Below are 14,557 nucleotides of genomic sequence, written 5' to 3' on the forward strand. Positions count from 1 at the left end.
GTCGAGGCGGGCGCGGCGCGGCCCCGGGTGCCGGAGCCGTCCCGCGCCGTGTCAGGTGAGGCCGCCGGTCGCGCGGAGGTTCTGCCCGGTGAGCCAGCGGCCGTCCGGCCCGGCGAGGAAGGCCACGACGTCGGCGATGTCGGCGGGTTGGCCGAGCCGGCCGAGCGGGGTGATGCCGATCACCGTGCCGAAGTCCGCGCCCGGGTTGGCCTCGCGCAGCAGATCCGTGTCCGTCGCGCCGGGCGAGACCGTGTTGACGGTGATGCCGCGTGCCCCCAACTCCCTTGCGCCCACCGAGGTCAACTGCTCGATCGCGCCCTTGCTCGCGGCGTACGGCGCGCTGCCCGGCGCGGGGCGGCGCGTGTTGAGCGTCGAGATGTTGACCACCCGCCCGCCGTCGCGCATGTGGCGTGCCGCGTAACGCATGGTCAGGAACGTGGACTTGGCGTTGACCGCCATGACCTCGTCGAAGAGCGCCTCTTCGGTGTCGGCGAGCGGGGCCGGTGCGAAGCTCATCGCGGCGTTGTTGACGAGGATGTCCAGGCCGCCGAGCCGGTCCGCCGCGTCCTCCATCAGCCGTTCCGCGGCACCGGCTTCACCCAGGTCGAGCCGCGTGCCGTGCGCCCGGCCGCCCGCGTCCGCGACGCTCCGCTCGACCTCCGCGGCGGCCTCGGCGTTCCGCGCGTACGTGAACACGACCTCGGCCCCGTCCCGGGCCAGCCGCTCCACGATCGCCCTGCCGATTCCGCGTGAACCGCCCGTCACCACGGCCGCCTTGCCCGTGAGTACCCCCATGAAACCCTCCCCGTTCGCACCCGGAACTGTCCGCCGGGCAGCCTATGCCCGGACCCGCCCCGGGCTCCCGACTCCGGTGCGGGGGAGGGGAATTCCCGTGCCGGTCGGGGGAAGGCGGCAGAGGTCAGGACGGTGGGACCCGGAGGAGGCAGCGGTGCCGAAGACCCGAGCGGCAGGGAAGAAGGCGACGGCCCGGACAGCGGAGCCCGGGAGGCGGGGCGGGGTCCGGGGGGAGGCGAGCGGGGAGCCGCCGTACCGGGCGGAGGCGGTGCGCGGCGACGGGCACTGGCACCTGAACGTGCGGAGCCTGGACGACCATCCGGACCGCGGCGAGGTGGACGCGCTCGTGGTCACCGTCACCCCGCGGCGCCCCGGCGACGACTTCCCCGCGGCCGACCTCGACCGCACCCTGGGCGAGTGCGGCTTCCGCCGCGAGGGCGAGTGGGCTCGCGAGAGCGCGCGGTGGACGGCTCCCTGCACCCATCCCTTCGTGCGCGCCGCGCCGCCGGCACCGGCCGCCGGATAGCGCCGCCACCCGGAGCGGCGTCGGCATCGGCGCCAGTGCCGGCGGCGCGCTACCCGGCGCTGCCCGCCGCCAGTTCGCCCAGCAGCGCCCAGGTGCGCCGACGCGCCGCCTCCCCGGCGAGGTCCGTGCCCGAGAACACCACTTCGGTCGCCCCGGCGTCCCGGTAGCGCCGCACCTCGGCGGCGATCGCCTCCTCGTCGCCGATCACGGCCACGTCGGACGCCCGCTTGCCGCCGGAGAGTTCGATGACGCGCGCGTAGGACGGGATCTGCTCGTAGAACGCGAGGCTCTCGGTGACCTTCGCGCGCACGGCGTCCACGTCGTCGGTCACGACGCCGGAGACGAGCGCCACGATCCGCGGTGCCGGGCGCCCCGCGGCCTCGGCCGCCGCGGTGACGGCGGGGACGATGTGCTCGGCCAGCGCCTTGGGTCCGGCGAGGTACGGCAGGATTCCGTCGGCCAGTTCGCCGCTGGCCCGCAGCGCCTGCGGGCCCATCGCGGCCACCAGTAGCGGCACGCCGCCCTCGGCACCGGGCACCCGCGCGGAGACCGGGGTGCCCGCGGTGAGCAGCTCGCCGTGGAAGTCGGCGGTGCCGGTCTCGGTCAACTGCCGCAGTGCGGTGAGGAATTCGCGCAGCCGGGCGATGGGCCGCTCGAAGGGGATGCCGAACCCGGACTCGGTCAGGTGCTTGGTGCCGAGCGCGAGCCCGAGGTGGTAGCGGCCGTGCGTGGCCGCCTGGGCGGTCTGGGCCTGGCTGGAGACGATCAGCGGGTGCCGCCCGAAGACGGGGATCGCGGAGGTGCCCACCTGGAGGTCCGGCACCTCCCGCCCGACGATCGCCGCGAGTTGGGGCGAGTCGGCGCCGAAGGTCTGCCCGAACCAGGCGGACCGCAGTCCGGCCGCCGCGGCCTCCTCGGCGAGTCGTACGGTGGCGTCGATCTGGTTGCCGGTGCCGGTCGCGCTGAGTGTCACTCCCACAGTCATGCCGTGTCCAACGAGCCCCGCGCGCCCGGGCATTCCGGTCCGCCTGCGACAGTCTCGTGACGGCAGTGTGTACGGGCGGCGGCCGCGGAAACGGGCCGCCGCACGCCAGGGCCGCCCAACGCCCAGGCCGGTGAACGCCCTTGGCGCTGTACGGCGGGGCCTCCGTACGGGCTCAGCCGAACCGCCGGATCACGTCCCTGACCTGCGGCACGCAGTCGCCCCACGCGCCGAAGTGCGCGATCGTGCTGATGAGTTCGCGCAGGTGCAGCAGCGGCATCCGCTCCCGCCAGCCGTCCGAGAGCGGCAGGACCTCGTGGTAGGCGGCGAAGAAGGACTCCGGCGGCCGGCCGGTGCAGTACATCATGCTGAGTTCGGACTCCGCCCACATCCAGCACACCGCGGGGTCGATGAAGGCCGGGGCGCCGTCGGACGTGGCCACCACGTTGCCCTGGTACAGGTCACCGTGGTTCAGCACCGCGGGTCCGCCGGGCACCAGCCGGGGAAGGCGGTCGCAGATCCGCTCCAGGCCCGCGAGGTCGGCGGGGTCGAGCGCGGCGCGCACCTTCGGCTCGCGGAGGTAGCGCAGCACCCGGTGCTCGGCGAAGAACGCGTGGCCGTCGTCGGTCCAGGCGTTCGTCTGGGGGAGGAGGCCCAGCCATCCCTCGGCGTGCCACCCGAAGCGGTCGCCGCGGACGGCGTGCAGGCGGGCGACGGCGCGGCCCGCCTCCGCCCAGAACGCGTCCCCGTCGGCGGGCGCCGGCTCCAGTGCCTCCAGCAGGAGGTGGCGGGCGCTCACCTCGATCACCCGCGGGGTGCGCAGCCCACCCTGCTCCCGTAGCACCCGCAGGCCCTCCGCCTCCTGCGCGTACAGGTCGGGAGGAGCCTGCTCCGAACTCTTGAGCACGACCCGGGTGCCGTCGGCGAGCGTCAGCCGCCGCACGTCGTTCACGGCCCCTCCGCTGAGCGGCTCGTCCGCGACGACCTCTCCGACCAAGGCACTCGGCAGGCCCCGCCACGGCTCGCGGCCGCCGCCATCCCGATCCGTCACTCCCGGTTCCTCCCACCCGACATCCGGCCGGCACCGTTCCATGCCCCGGCCGCCGAACGCCAACGGTACGGCGGGTGCGAGCGGTAGGGCGGGGCGGGCGGCACGGGGCCGCGGTCAGGGCACGGTCACGACGATCTTGCCCCTGGCGTGCCGGGAGGCGCTCGACTCGTGGGCGGCCGAGCGGTCGGCGAGCGGGAACACCGCGTGCACCGGCACCGTGGAACGGCCCTCGGCGGCCGGCGCCGCCGCCACCGCGGGACCGGCGTGGCCCGGCCGCGAGGCGGCGCCGGGGCCCGCGGTGCGGGAGAACCGCACGCCGTGGTCGGGTGCGGTCAAGTCGGCGATCGACACGACCCGGTCCGGGCCGCCCGCGAGGGCGACCAGGACGGCGGGCGCACCCGAACCCGCGGTGCCGAGCACCGCGTCCGGGTCGCCCGCCGGTGGTGGCCGCCGTCGGGAAGGACGCGCCGGCGGGCCGGGGACCCCGGCCGTGCCCGGCAGCGTCGCCGCGCTCTGATGAAGGTGCCGCGCGGGGCCCGCCACCTGGGTCGGGAGGGGGCTGTTGTTGAATGAGGTACGGGCCGCGGCCGACCCGTGGCGGGGCCCTGGTCCGGACGCCGTCGGCACGAGGGTGGGAATCAGCAGGTGAGCGCGCAGCCGGTGTCGCTGAAAAGCCTCATACCGGCGGTGTTCCTGCCGGTGCTGGTCTTCGAGACCGGGATGGGCGCGCTCGCGCCCGTACTGGCGCTCAGCGGCCGGGCGCTCGGCGCGGGTGTCGGCACCGCGGGGCTCGTGCTCGCGCTGCTGGGGGTCGGACAGATCCTCGGCGACGTGCCGGCCGGGGCACTGGCGGCGCGGCTGGGCGACCGCAAGGCGATGCTCGTCGCCTCGGGCGTCACCGCGGTCACCCTCAGCGGGTGCGCGCTGGCCCGGAACGTCTGGCAACTGGCGCTGGCGGTCACCGTCACCGGGGCGTCCAACGCCGTGATCATGCTGGCCCGGCAGTCCTATCTGACCGAGGCGGTGCCCCCGCAGCTGCGGGCGCGGGCGCTGTCGACGCTCGGCGGGATGTCGCGGGTGGGCGCGTTCGTCGGGCCGTTCCTCGGCGCGGCCGTGCTGACCGGCGGCCGCCCGGTGCACGACATCTACTGGCTGGCGCTGGTGTGCACGGCCGTCACCGTCGTGGTCCTGCTCACCGTGCCCGACGTCGCCGAACCCGCCACCGGCGGCGGCAAGAAGCCCGTGCCGGTGCGCGCGGTGCTGCGCGACCACCGGAAGGTCTTCCTCACCCTCGGCCTCGCGGTCCTGCTGGTCGGCTCGGTCCGGGCCACCCGGCAGACCGTGCTGCCGCTGTGGGCCGAGCACCTGGGCCAGAGCCCGTCCTCCACCAGCGTCGTGTTCGGCATCGCCGGGTTGATCGACACGCTGACCTTCTACCCCTCCGGCCAGGTGATGGACCGGGCCGGCCGGCTGTGGATCGCGGTGCCCTCCATGCTGGTGCTGGGCGGCGCCCAGGCCGCCCTGCCGCTGACCCACACCCTCACCGAACTGACCGTGGTGGCGATGCTGATCGGCTTCGGCAACGGGATCGGCAGCGGCATCCTGATGACCCTGGGCGCGGACGTCGCACCGCCGGAGACCCGCTCGCAGTTCCTGGGCGTGTGGCGGCTGTGCGCGGACTCCGGCAGCGCCGGCGGGCCGCTGGTGGTGTCGGCGGCCGCCTCGCTCGGGAGCCTCGCGGCCGGCATCTCGGTGATGGGCGCCGTGGGCATCGCGGCGGCGGGCGCCCTGCTGCGGTGGGTGCCGCGGTACTCGGCCTTCGCCACGACCGGCGCGCGGCGGGCGAGCACCGCGGTGGTCGGCGTCCGGCCCCGCCCGCACGGCCCGGGCGCGCCCCGCGACGCGCCGCACGAGACGTCCCGCGACGCGCCCGGCCCCTGACGCCGGCCGGGCCGGGGCCGTACGCCCGCGTCGCCGCATGCCGCCCACCCGCGCCGCATTAACCCCGCGGGCTCGGCCAGGCGGCCAGGCGCGCCGACAACGCGGTCCCCGACACCCGGGAATTCACCCGAACGGCCCGCGCGGATGTCCTGCGCGGCCGAATGACCCGAGGCTGGTCAGCATGCGGCTGCACCGGCCCAAGCTGGCGTGGTACCTACCGGCACTGGCCCTCCTCGTGACCTGTTCGGCGCCGCAGCACCCGGCGAACGCGCCGCGGCAGGGCTCTGCCGCGATCCACCCGGTGTCGCTGCGGCCGAACGTCGTGCTGCGCGCGGGATGGCACGCGGACGAGAAGGACGTACGGCCGGGGCTGGTCTACGACCGCTCGGTCAAGGCGGTGTTCGTGCACCACACGGACAACCCCAACACGTACGACTGCAGGACCGACGTCCCCAAGATGCTGCTGGCCCTCGAACAGCGCCACATCGCCCTGGGCTGGGACGACCTCGGCTACAACTTCATCGTCGACCGGTGCGGCGGCATCTACGAGGGCCGGACCGGGAGCGTCGACCGCGACCCGCGGGGCTCGCACACCGAAGGCTTCAACAACGACACCGTCGGGATAGCGGCGCTCGGCAACTTCGGGGGCGGGCAGAAGGTGCCGCACGCGATGCTGGAGGCGATCGCCGAGATAGCCGCCTGGAAGCTCGACCCCGGGGTCAACCCGCTGGGCCGGGTGCGCCTGGTGTCGAGCAACAACGCGAGCCTCTACCGGAAGGGGACGGCGGCGGAGCTGAACGTGATCTCCGGCCACCGCGACGTCTACCAGACCGACTGCCCGGGCCAGGCGCTGTACGACGATCTGCCCTGGGTCCGGCAGGAGGCCGCACGGCTGCGGCAGCAGGCCGCCCGGGACGGCTGACCCGCCGGGCCCGCTCCGGTCACGGCACCGGCTCCGGCCACTGCACCGGCTCCGGCCACTGCACCGGCTCCGGCCACTGCACCGGCTACGGCGCGGTGAAGAGCGTGGCGAAACCGGGCGCGAGCCAGGGCCTGCGCCCCCAGGCGGCGATCTTGCCGCGGGCGAGGGCGCCCATGCTGGTACGCCTGCCGAGCGCGAGCAGGAAGAACGTGACCGGCTCGGCCACGATCGTGCAGTCCGCGCGCCGCGGCGGCTCCCGCGTCACGGCCACCGCGCCGTCGGTGAACGTCACGGCGAGCCGGGGCCCGCCGCGCAACCTCAAGGCGTAGCAGGCGTTGTGGCCGGTGGCGGAGCGCGGGTCGACCACCCGGGGCATCGCCGTGATCAGGAACGGCAGCGTGAGCGCGACCCGTTCGCGGTCGATCATGTGCGGCCGGCGCAGCGCCACCGCGATGTCGTAGCCGTGGCCGAGCATGTGGGTCAGCAGATACGAGCCGAAGGTGCCCAGATCCATCGGGCCCATCGGGGTGACCACCTGCTCGTCCGCCGACCGCGCCCCGGTCGCGTCGGTGAACGCCCTCGCGTGCCGCACGATCGCGTCCGCCAGGATCGACGGGTCCCGCTCCGTGAAGGCCTGCAGGGAGGCGGAGTTGGCCGCCGCCAGGCCGCCCGGGGTCCCGTCGCCGTACGGCCGCTCACGGCCCGCGGCGAGGTCGGCCATCAGCGCGTTGGCCAGGGCCAGATGGGCGGCGGCCTCGCCGACGGTCCACTGCGCACCGGGAATCGGCGCGGCCGGGTCCGCACCCGCGCGGAGCAGTTCCGCGGTCCGCTCGGCGACGGCGTGGACGGCCGCGGACAGCGGTGACGCGGTGGTGGTCCCGGAGCGGGGGGTGTCCATGGTGCTGAAGGGTGACCCAACTCCATACGTCTGTCCAGGGCCCGCACGTCCCCCGCCGCCGCGCGGACCCGCGCCGCCCCGTACGAGGAGGGCGGCGCGGATGCGTTCAGCGGGTGCGGGTGCGGGCGACGGTGCCGGTGACGCGCGGGCCGGTCAGTGCATCCACAGCAGGTACAGGCCGTTCGTGCCGTACTCGCAGATGTAGACCGGGCCGTGCACGGGCGCGTCGGCCTGGGCCTGGGCGACACAGCTGTCGTAGGTCGGGAAGTAGCCCATGAACATGAAGCCGCTGCCGGGAGGCGGGGACGCCTGCGCCGCCGTGGTGGCGACGCCGAGGCCGAGGATCGCGGTGGCGGCGACCGTGGCCGCGCGAGCGAGGACCTTCTTGCGCATGTGGATCACAACTCCTTTCCTGGCAGGCGGAGTTGCCTGCCGAATGGCCAGGGGTGTGGTGCAGGGGGCGGCGCGCGCGGCACCAACACTGCCGGGCGCCGCCCTCCGTTTTCAATAGGTCCAGACCAATTGGTGACGGTGGGGCGGTTGGGTTTCCCGCGCTCACGCGCGGTGGCCCGCGCGGCCGGACCGATGAGTTTCGCCGGCGCGAGCGGTCTACTTGTACGAAGGTTCCGTTCCCGCGGCCGAGAACGGCCCGGGCGGACCGCACCATCCGAAGCGCACGAGGAGATCGAGATGACCGCCGGCAGCCAGAACGGCCCCGCGAGCTACTTCCCCGCGATCGAGAAGAAGTACGGCCGCCCGATCGCGGAGTGGAAGGAGCTGATCCGCGCCTCGCCGCTGACCGGGCACATGGAAGTGGTCAACTGGCTGAAGACCGAGTACGGGCTCGGGCACGGCCACGCCAACGCGCTGGTCGCCCACACCCGGGCGGAGGCCGCGGCGGCCTGACCCCCGCCCGGCCCGACCCTGCCCGGGTGTGGGCGCGGCGGGCGGTACCGGTGCTACGGGCGGGCCGGGCCCGCCGCCGGCTCCTCCCGCGAGCCCGCTGCCGGGTCCGCCACCGAGCCCTCCTCCGTACCTGTACCCGTATCCGTTTCCGTACCCGCGCCGGCGCGGGCCTCCCTGCGGGACCGGGCCAGTGCCGGATCGAGCACCGGCACGGCGGCGAGCAGGCGCCGCGTGTACGGGTCGCGCGGGCTGCCGTACACCTCGTCGGCGGTGCCCTCCTCGACCACCCGGCCCGCCCGCATCACCGCGACGCGGTCGCTGACCTGGCGGACCACCGCGAGGTCGTGGGCGACGAAGACCAGCGACAGCCCGAGGTCCCGCTGGAGTTCGCCGAGCAGGGCCACGACCTGGGCCTGCGTGCTGACGTCCAGCGCGGAGACCGGCTCGTCGCAGACCACCAGGCGCGGGCGGGGCGCCAACGCCCGGGCGATGCCGACCCGTTGGCGCTGGCCGCCGCTGAACTCGTGCGGGTAGCGGTGGTACCAGGACGGTTCGAGGCCGACCCGCTCCAGCAACTCGCCCACCCGTGAGGTGATCTGCTGCTCGGTCAGGTCGCCCGCCACCCGCAGCGGGTCGGCGATCGACTCGCCGATGCTGCGGCGCGGGTTCAGCGAGGAGACCGGGTCCTGGAAGACCATCTGCAACTCCCGCCGCAACGGGCGCAGTTGCCGGTCGCCGAGCCGCACGATGTCCCTGCCGCGGTAGCGGACGGCACCCTGCGTGGGGTCGAGCAGCCGGACCAGCATCCGCCCCAGCGTGGTCTTGCCGCTGCCGCTCTCCCCGACGACGCCGAGGGTCTCGCCCTCCCGGACCACCAGGTCCACGCCGTCCACCGCGGCGAACCGGCCCCGGCCGCGCCCGAACTCCTTGCGCAGCCCGGTGGCTTCGAGCAGCACCTCGCCGGCCTGCCGCGCCTCGGCGACGGCCGCGCCGCTCAACTCGCGTGCGGGCGCGCCCTTTGCCCGGTCCGGCTCCTCTTCCGCCGCCGGTTCCGCTTCCGCGGCGACGGGAGCGAGCCGGGGCACCGCGGACAGCAGCGCGCGCGTATAGGCGTGGCCGGGGTTCGCCAGCACCTCCCTGGTGGGGCCGGATTCGACCGCGGCGCCGTGCTGGAGGACCAGCAGCCGGTCCACCGTGCCGGCGGCGACGCCGAGGTCATGGGTGACCAGCAGCAGCGCCAGGTCGGAGCCGGTGCGCAACTCGTGGAGCAGGTCGAGGACCTGCGCCTGCACGGTGACGTCGAGCGCGGTGGTCGGCTCGTCGGCGACGATCAGCCTCGGCTCGCAGGCCAGGGCCATGGCGATGAGCGCCCGCTGCCGCATCCCGCCGCTGAACTCGTGCGGCCGGGACCGGGACCGGCGGGCCGCCTCGGGGATGCCGACCCGGTCCAGTACCTCCACGGCCCGGGCCCGGCCGGCGGCGCGGGAGACCCGGCGGTGCACCCGGTAGACCTCGGAGATCTGGTCGCCGACCGCGAGGTAGGGGTCGAGCGCGCTGAGCGGGTCCTGGAAGACGACGGCGGCGACGCCGCCGCGCAGCCGCCGCAACTCCTCCTCGGGCGCGGTGAGCACATCGGTGCCGGCCACCCGGACCGTCCCGCTCACCTCGGCGCCGGTGCCGCGGTGCAGCCCGAGCAGCGCGTACGCGGTGGCGGACTTGCCCGAGCCGGACTCGCCGACCAGACCGAGCGCCTCGCCGGGCCGCAGGGTGAAGCCCACCCCGTCGACGGCCCGTACCGTCCCGGACTCGGTGCGGAAGTCGATCCGCAGGTCGGCGACCTCGACCAGCGGCGCGTCCGTACGCCCCGGGGAACCGACCTCGGCCCCGGCTCCGGCGCTGACCCCGGCTTCCGGCGCGGACTTGGACGCGGACTGCGGAGCGTTGGCGGTCACGCCAGCACCACCCTTCGGTCGGTGAGGGCGTAGAGCACGTCGGCGACCGCGTTGGCGACCACCACCGCGAGGCCCATGACCAGGACGATTCCCACCACCACCGGCAGGTCCTTCAACTGCACGGACTGCACCAGCTGCTGGCCGAGCCCGGGGACGCCGAAGAGCGTCTCGGTGAGCAGCGCGCCGCCGAACATCGTGCCCAGGTCCAGCGCGGACAGCGCGATCACCGAGGCGAGCGCGCCGCGCAGCGCGTGCCGGCGGACGATCGCGCCCTCGGGCACGCCGTACGCGCGGAAGGTGCGGATGTGGTCCTCGGCGAGCGTCTCCAGCATGGAACTGCGGGTCAGCCGCGCGTACTTGGCGGCCTCGACCAGGGCCAGCGCGAGCCACGGCAGCAGCAGGTTCCAGGCCCACTGCTCGGGGTCGGAGGTCAGCGGCACATACGTCGGGTACGGCAGCCAGCGCAGCCACGAGCAGCAGACCAGAAGCAGCAGGATGCCGGTGATGAACACCGGTGTGGCCGTGCCGATCAGGGTGAACCCGGTGAGCAGCCGCTCCACGAGGGTGCCGCGGCGAAGCGCGGACAGCAGGCCGGTGCCCACCCCGATGACCAGCCACAGCACCATGGCGCCCAGCGCGAGCGAGGCGGTGGCCGGCAGCTTCTCGGCGACGACGTGGGTGACCAGGTCGCCGGTGCGGTACGACTGGCCCAGGCACGGCGCCGGGCAGTGCAGCGTGCCCGTGCCGGTGCTGTAGTCGTGGCCGGCGAACACCCCCTGCAGGAAGTGCCAGAACTGGACGTACACCGCGTCGTCGAGGCCCATCTGGGCGCGGACCTGGGCGACCTGGGCGGTGGAGCAGCGCGGCCCGCAGGCGAGTTGGGCGGCGTCGCCCGGGGCGAGGTAGAACACGGCGTAGAGCACGGCGGCCAGCACCAGCAGCACGGCGGCCGCCTGGAGCAGGCGCCGCCCGGCGAAGCGGATCACGACGCGCCCCCCTTGCGGGTGCCGATCCGCAGCCGGCTGCGCGAGCGCGGGTCGAGCGCGACCCGCACGCCCTCGGCGAACACCGTGAAGGCGAGCACCGTGACGAGCAGCAGCAGCGCGGGCAGCAGGACGTACGCGGAGTCGGCCTGGTACCAGGTGGAGGCGGTGGAGAGCATCTGCCCCCACGACGCGGTGGGCGGGTTGACGCCGATGCCGAGGAAGGAGAGCCCGGCCTCGGAGACGATGTTGCCGGGCAGCAGGATCGCCGCGTAGGTGAGCACCGGGGCGACCAGCGCGGGCAGCAGCTCGCGGCGCGCGGTGCGCCAGCCACTGGAGCCGGCCAGCCGGGACGCGGCCACGTAGTCGAGGGACTTCTGGGCCAGCACCTGGGCGCGGACGATCTTGGCGACGCCGCCCCAGGCGAGCAGGCCGAGCACCAGGGCGAGCAGCAGCGGGCGCGGGAAGCCGCCGGGCACCACCGCGAGCAGCGCGATGGCGAAGACCAGCGCGGGCAGCGTGACGAAGATGTCGGCGACGCGGCTGAGCAGCCCGTCGACGGCCCGGTTGCCGAGCCCGGCGGCCAGCCCGAACGCCGTGCCGATCACGACCTGCAGGATCGTGGCGCCGAACGCGACGGCGAGCGAGGTGCGCGCGCCGTAGACGAGCCGGGCGAACAGGTCGCGGCCGGTGCCGGGTTCGACCCCGAGCCAGTGCGTGCCGCTCACCCCGCCGAAGTGGCCGAGCGGGACCGCGCCGGCCTTGGAGTCCAGCAGCGCGGCGTGGTAGCTGGTGGTGTCCTGGCCCTCGAGGGCGGCCAGCAGCGGTGCGGCCACGGCCACCAGCACCAGCAGCGCCACCACGGCGCCGCCGGCCAGAGCGGCGCGTTCGGCCCGCAGCCGGCGCCAGAACTGCCGTCCGCCGGGGATCGGCCCGCCCGGCACCGGGTCGCCGGAGGACGGCCCGGCCGCGGCCGCGCCGTCCCCGGCGAGGGTGAGTTCGACGCTCATGACGTCACTTCACCGCGACCTGGGAGATGTCCAGCACACCGGTCCAGTCGCTGATCACCACGTTGCGGATGTTCTTGCCGAACAGCCGCTTGTAGACGGGGTGGACCAGCGGCACGGTCAGCGCCTGGGCGCCGATCTTCTGGTCCAGGGCGCCCCAGCGCTTCGCCGCCGCGCTCAGGTCGGTGATCTTGTCGATGGCGTCGATCTCGTTGTTGACCGACGGGTCGTTCAGCTGGGAGCTGTTGAAGTTGTAGCCGTCCTTGACGATCTGCCGGCCGTCGAAGATCGGGCCGAGGAACGGGCCGCCGGAGGGCCAGTCGGCGCCCCAGCCGGCCAGGAACAGGCCCGGCTCGGTCTTCACGCTGTAGACCTTGTCGTCGAACGCGTTGTGCTCCAGGCCGTCGAGCTTGACGGTGATGCCGGCCTTCTTCAGCGCCTCCTGCACGGCGGTGGCGACCTCGGGGCCCTCCTCACCGCCCTTGTTGGTGTCGTGGGTGAGGGTGACGGTCAGCCCGTTCGGGTAGCCGGCCTCCTTCAGCAGTTCGCGCGCCTTGGCCGGGTCGCCGCTCTTGCCCGCCGGGAACGGGTCGTAGGGCGTGTAGCCGAACGCGGCCTGCGGGGGCAGGAAGGTGGTGGCGGGCTCGGCGAGCGAGGAGCCGCCGTCGGCGTCCACCACGGTGGTCCGGTCGATGGCGTACGCGACGGCCTCGCGCACCTTGATGTTGTCGAACGGCTTCACCTTCGGGTTGAACGCCAGGTAGTCGGTGTAGCCGAAGTGGCCGGTGCCGACCCGGGCGGACAGCGCCTTGTCGCCGGTGGTCTTGGCGAGCTCGGCGGGGCCGAGGTTGGTGTCGGTGGTGACCGCGTCGGCGTCCTTGCCGACGCCCGCGGACAGCCGCTGGTTGATCACGGCCTGGTCGAGCCCGGACTGCACGTCGATGGTGTCGGGGTAGGCGTGCCGCTGGTCGTCACCGGCCTGCGACCAGTTCGGGTTGCGCCGCAGCACGATGTGCTCGCCGTTGTTCTGGTTGCTGACGACCTCGTACGGGCCGGAGGAGACCGGGTGCTCGGCGTACTTGGTGCCGGTGTCCTTCGCCTTGGGCACCGGCGCGAAGGAGGTCTGCGTGGCGAGCAGCGGGAAGTCGCCCTCGGGCTTGCGCAGGTGGAAGACGATCGTCTTCGCGTCGGGCGTCTCGATCGAGGACAGCCCCTTGGGGTCCTTGTACGGGCCCTGGTAGTCCTGCGCGCCGACCAGCCAGTCCCGCAGGTAGGGGGCGCCGCCGGACAGCTCCGCCGCGAAGGAGCGCTCGATGTCGTACTTGATGTCGGCGGTGGTGATGGCCGTGCCGTCCTGGTACTTCAGCCCGTCCTTGAGGTGGTACGTCCACACCGTCGCGTCCTTGCTGGGCTCGCCGGTGTTCGTGGCCAGGTCCGGGACGACCTTGTTGCCGGCCGCGCCGTTCTCCCGGGCGCGGGTGGTCAGGGTGCGGTAGACCAGGGAGGGGACGTTGCCGCCGCCGGAGGTGTAGAGCCGGGCGGGGTCGAAGTTGTTCTGCGGCTGGTTGTTCAGCACGTAGAGGGTGCCGCCGCGGTGCGGGGTGGAGTCGGAGCCCTTCGCGGCCGAGTCGGCGCTCTTGGGGCCGCAGGCGACGGCCCCTCCGGCGAGGGCGAGACCGACGGCTATGGCGCCCAACTGCCGTGCAGACAGGGACAAGCGAGACATGGCAGGGCCTTTCCCCGGGCGTGCGGTCACCCGGGCGGGGGGAGGCGCGCGCCCGGGGCGCGCGGGACAAACGGGGATACGGGGGTGTTGGCCTTACGGCGTCATGCGGCGCTGTGCGGCGTCGTACGGCGTGGGCGGCCCGGGTGGTCAGCGGACCGTGCGGGCGGACCTGCCGGAAAGGCCCCGGGCGCGGCAGATCCCCCGACCGCGGTCGGGGGTGTGGCTCGGCGAAGGGGGGCCTGGTGCGCGATCAGCGACAGTGCACGTCGGCGACGCTGTGCCCGGTCACGCCGATCAGCGCCAGCTCGATGCCGGCGCGGACCAAGGGGCGGATGAGACACAGGTGCATGGCAGAAGAGTGCGCAGACGCACCACGAATTGTCAAAGTCGGACGTTCATGATCACAAAGGAACACTTATGCACAGGGTCGGCGCTAGGCGCGGAGGGCGCGGCGGACCTGCCACCAGGTGAGCCCCGCCACGGCGGTGGCCGCGACGGCGACCGCGATCTGCGGCTTCAGCCGGTCGGTCGGGCCGTTCACCCGCCTCGCGCGCACCGCCCCGTTCGACTGCCAGCTCAGCGCCGAACCGTTCGACTGCCCCGACAGCCACGAGCCGAACGACTGGAACGACCCGAGCGACACCGCGGACATCGCCGACCCCAGCGACCCGACCGACCCGAACGACGCCACCGACCCCACGGACAGCACCGACCCGGCCGCCCCGATGGACAGCACCGACTCGGTGGAGGCGATGGACAGCAACGAGTTGCGCGACCGGATCGACCAACGTGACGACATGCCCCCATCCTCCCCGATCACCCCGGTGCGGGATACAGCACGGGGTACCCCGCGGGGGCGGGGCGCCCG

General features: G+C 74.2%; 16 protein-coding genes. 4 read left to right on the plus strand and 12 right to left on the minus strand.

All coding sequences use genetic code 11. From position 1 onward, the window contains the following. Window positions 1–51: 51 nt before the first annotated feature. Complete coding sequence (locus OG370_RS22585; protein ID WP_328467081.1) at window positions 52–795, minus strand: SDR family NAD(P)-dependent oxidoreductase; 744 nt, start codon at window positions 793–795, stop codon at window positions 52–54. Window positions 796–949: 154 nt separating this feature from the next. On the opposite strand from OG370_RS22585, the gene OG370_RS22590 reads away from it, so the two are divergent. Next, a complete protein-coding gene (locus OG370_RS22590; RefSeq protein ID WP_328467083.1) occupies window positions 950–1,321 on the plus strand; it encodes a hypothetical protein in 372 nt (123 codons plus the stop codon). Between the two features lie 49 nt (window positions 1,322–1,370). Here the strand turns inward: OG370_RS22590 and OG370_RS22595 are convergent, their stop codons facing one another. From OG370_RS22595 to OG370_RS22605, 3 genes are all read right to left on the minus strand, one after another. Next, entirely contained in the window at window positions 1,371–2,306 is a 936-nt protein-coding gene (locus tag OG370_RS22595) for a TIGR03564 family F420-dependent LLM class oxidoreductase (protein WP_328467085.1), read from the minus strand. 172 nt (window positions 2,307–2,478) lie between these two features. After that, the gene (locus tag OG370_RS22600; protein ID WP_328467087.1) at window positions 2,479–3,354 is read right to left on the minus strand and encodes a fructosamine kinase family protein; all 876 of its coding nucleotides are present in this window, start codon (window positions 3,352–3,354) and stop codon (window positions 2,479–2,481) included. A gap of 114 nt (window positions 3,355–3,468) precedes the next feature. Beyond that, on the minus strand, window positions 3,469–3,774 hold the full coding sequence (locus tag OG370_RS22605) for a zinc-binding dehydrogenase (protein WP_328467089.1): 306 nt from the start codon (window positions 3,772–3,774) through the stop codon (window positions 3,469–3,471). 225 nt (window positions 3,775–3,999) lie between these two features. Here OG370_RS22605 and OG370_RS22610 point away from each other — a divergent pair, with 225 nt between their 5' ends. Both OG370_RS22610 and OG370_RS22615 read left to right on the plus strand, forming a co-directional pair. Next, complete coding sequence (locus OG370_RS22610) at window positions 4,000–5,295, plus strand: MFS transporter (protein ID WP_328467091.1); 1,296 nt, start codon at window positions 4,000–4,002, stop codon at window positions 5,293–5,295. A 181-nt stretch (window positions 5,296–5,476) separates the two neighbouring features. Next, window positions 5,477–6,217: an N-acetylmuramoyl-L-alanine amidase gene (locus OG370_RS22615; RefSeq protein ID WP_328467094.1), complete on the plus strand. Its 741-nt coding sequence runs from the start codon at window positions 5,477–5,479 to the stop codon at window positions 6,215–6,217. A gap of 85 nt (window positions 6,218–6,302) precedes the next feature. Here the strand turns inward: OG370_RS22615 and OG370_RS22620 are convergent, their stop codons facing one another. Together OG370_RS22620 and OG370_RS22625 are read right to left on the minus strand one after the other, a co-directional pair. Beyond that, a complete protein-coding gene (locus OG370_RS22620) occupies window positions 6,303–7,115 on the minus strand; it encodes a maleylpyruvate isomerase family mycothiol-dependent enzyme (protein WP_328467096.1) in 813 nt (270 codons plus the stop codon). Window positions 7,116–7,268: 153 nt separating this feature from the next. Further along, window positions 7,269–7,508, minus strand: a complete 240-nt coding sequence (locus tag OG370_RS22625; protein WP_328467098.1) for a hypothetical protein — start codon at window positions 7,506–7,508, stop codon at window positions 7,269–7,271. A 297-nt stretch (window positions 7,509–7,805) separates the two neighbouring features. Between OG370_RS22625 and OG370_RS22630 the strand changes: the two genes are divergently transcribed. Then, window positions 7,806–8,021, plus strand: coding sequence for a DUF4287 domain-containing protein (locus OG370_RS22630; RefSeq protein WP_328467100.1), 216 nt, complete (start codon window positions 7,806–7,808; stop codon window positions 8,019–8,021). Window positions 8,022–8,074: 53 nt separating this feature from the next. Here the strand turns inward: OG370_RS22630 and OG370_RS22635 are convergent, their stop codons facing one another. The 6 genes from OG370_RS22635 to OG370_RS22660 form a co-directional block, all read right to left on the minus strand. After that, window positions 8,075–9,868, minus strand: coding sequence for an ABC transporter ATP-binding protein (locus OG370_RS22635; RefSeq protein WP_328474326.1), 1,794 nt, complete (start codon window positions 9,866–9,868; stop codon window positions 8,075–8,077). Between the two features lie 101 nt (window positions 9,869–9,969). After that, complete coding sequence (locus OG370_RS22640) at window positions 9,970–10,959, minus strand: ABC transporter permease (protein WP_328467102.1); 990 nt, start codon at window positions 10,957–10,959, stop codon at window positions 9,970–9,972. Further along, the gene (locus OG370_RS22645; protein ID WP_328467104.1) at window positions 10,956–11,966 is read right to left on the minus strand and encodes an ABC transporter permease; all 1,011 of its coding nucleotides are present in this window, start codon (window positions 11,964–11,966) and stop codon (window positions 10,956–10,958) included. The genes OG370_RS22640 and OG370_RS22645 overlap by 4 nt, the downstream gene beginning before the upstream one ends. A gap of 4 nt (window positions 11,967–11,970) precedes the next feature. Then, the gene (locus OG370_RS22650; protein WP_328467106.1) at window positions 11,971–13,689 is read right to left on the minus strand and encodes an ABC transporter substrate-binding protein; all 1,719 of its coding nucleotides are present in this window, start codon (window positions 13,687–13,689) and stop codon (window positions 11,971–11,973) included. Between the two features lie 250 nt (window positions 13,690–13,939). Next, a complete protein-coding gene (locus OG370_RS22655) occupies window positions 13,940–14,038 on the minus strand; it encodes an Ms4533A family Cys-rich leader peptide (RefSeq protein WP_328467108.1) in 99 nt (32 codons plus the stop codon). An 84-nt stretch (window positions 14,039–14,122) separates the two neighbouring features. Then, on the minus strand, window positions 14,123–14,488 hold the full coding sequence (locus OG370_RS22660; RefSeq protein ID WP_328467110.1) for a hypothetical protein: 366 nt from the start codon (window positions 14,486–14,488) through the stop codon (window positions 14,123–14,125). Between the last annotated feature and the right edge of the window lie 69 nt (window positions 14,489–14,557).

The sequence above is a fragment of the Streptomyces sp. NBC_00448 genome, from assembly GCF_036014115.1.
GTDB lineage: Bacteria > Actinomycetota > Actinomycetes > Streptomycetales > Streptomycetaceae > Actinacidiphila.

Bases quoted from the DNA above. Each gene is read 5' to 3' on its own strand.
- OG370_RS22585 (WP_328467081.1), bottom strand. From the start codon at position 795: ATGGGGGTACTCACGGGCAAGGCGGCCGTGGTGACGGGCGGTTCACGC.
- OG370_RS22595 (WP_328467085.1), bottom strand. From the start codon at position 2,306: ATGACTGTGGGAGTGACACTCAGCGCGACCGGCACCGGCAACCAGATC.
- OG370_RS22615 (WP_328467094.1), top strand. From the start codon at position 5,477: ATGCGGCTGCACCGGCCCAAGCTGGCGTGGTACCTACCGGCACTGGCC.
- OG370_RS22620 (WP_328467096.1), bottom strand. From the start codon at position 7,115: ATGGACACCCCCCGCTCCGGGACCACCACCGCGTCACCGCTGTCCGCG.
- OG370_RS22625 (WP_328467098.1), bottom strand. From the start codon at position 7,508: ATGCGCAAGAAGGTCCTCGCTCGCGCGGCCACGGTCGCCGCCACCGCG.
- OG370_RS22630 (WP_328467100.1), top strand. From the start codon at position 7,806: ATGACCGCCGGCAGCCAGAACGGCCCCGCGAGCTACTTCCCCGCGATC.
- OG370_RS22645 (WP_328467104.1), bottom strand. From the start codon at position 11,966: ATGAGCGTCGAACTCACCCTCGCCGGGGACGGCGCGGCCGCGGCCGGG.
- OG370_RS22650 (WP_328467106.1), bottom strand. From the start codon at position 13,689: ATGTCTCGCTTGTCCCTGTCTGCACGGCAGTTGGGCGCCATAGCCGTC.
- OG370_RS22655 (WP_328467108.1), bottom strand. From the start codon at position 14,038: ATGCACCTGTGTCTCATCCGCCCCTTGGTCCGCGCCGGCATCGAGCTG.
- OG370_RS22660 (WP_328467110.1), bottom strand. From the start codon at position 14,488: ATGTCGTCACGTTGGTCGATCCGGTCGCGCAACTCGTTGCTGTCCATC.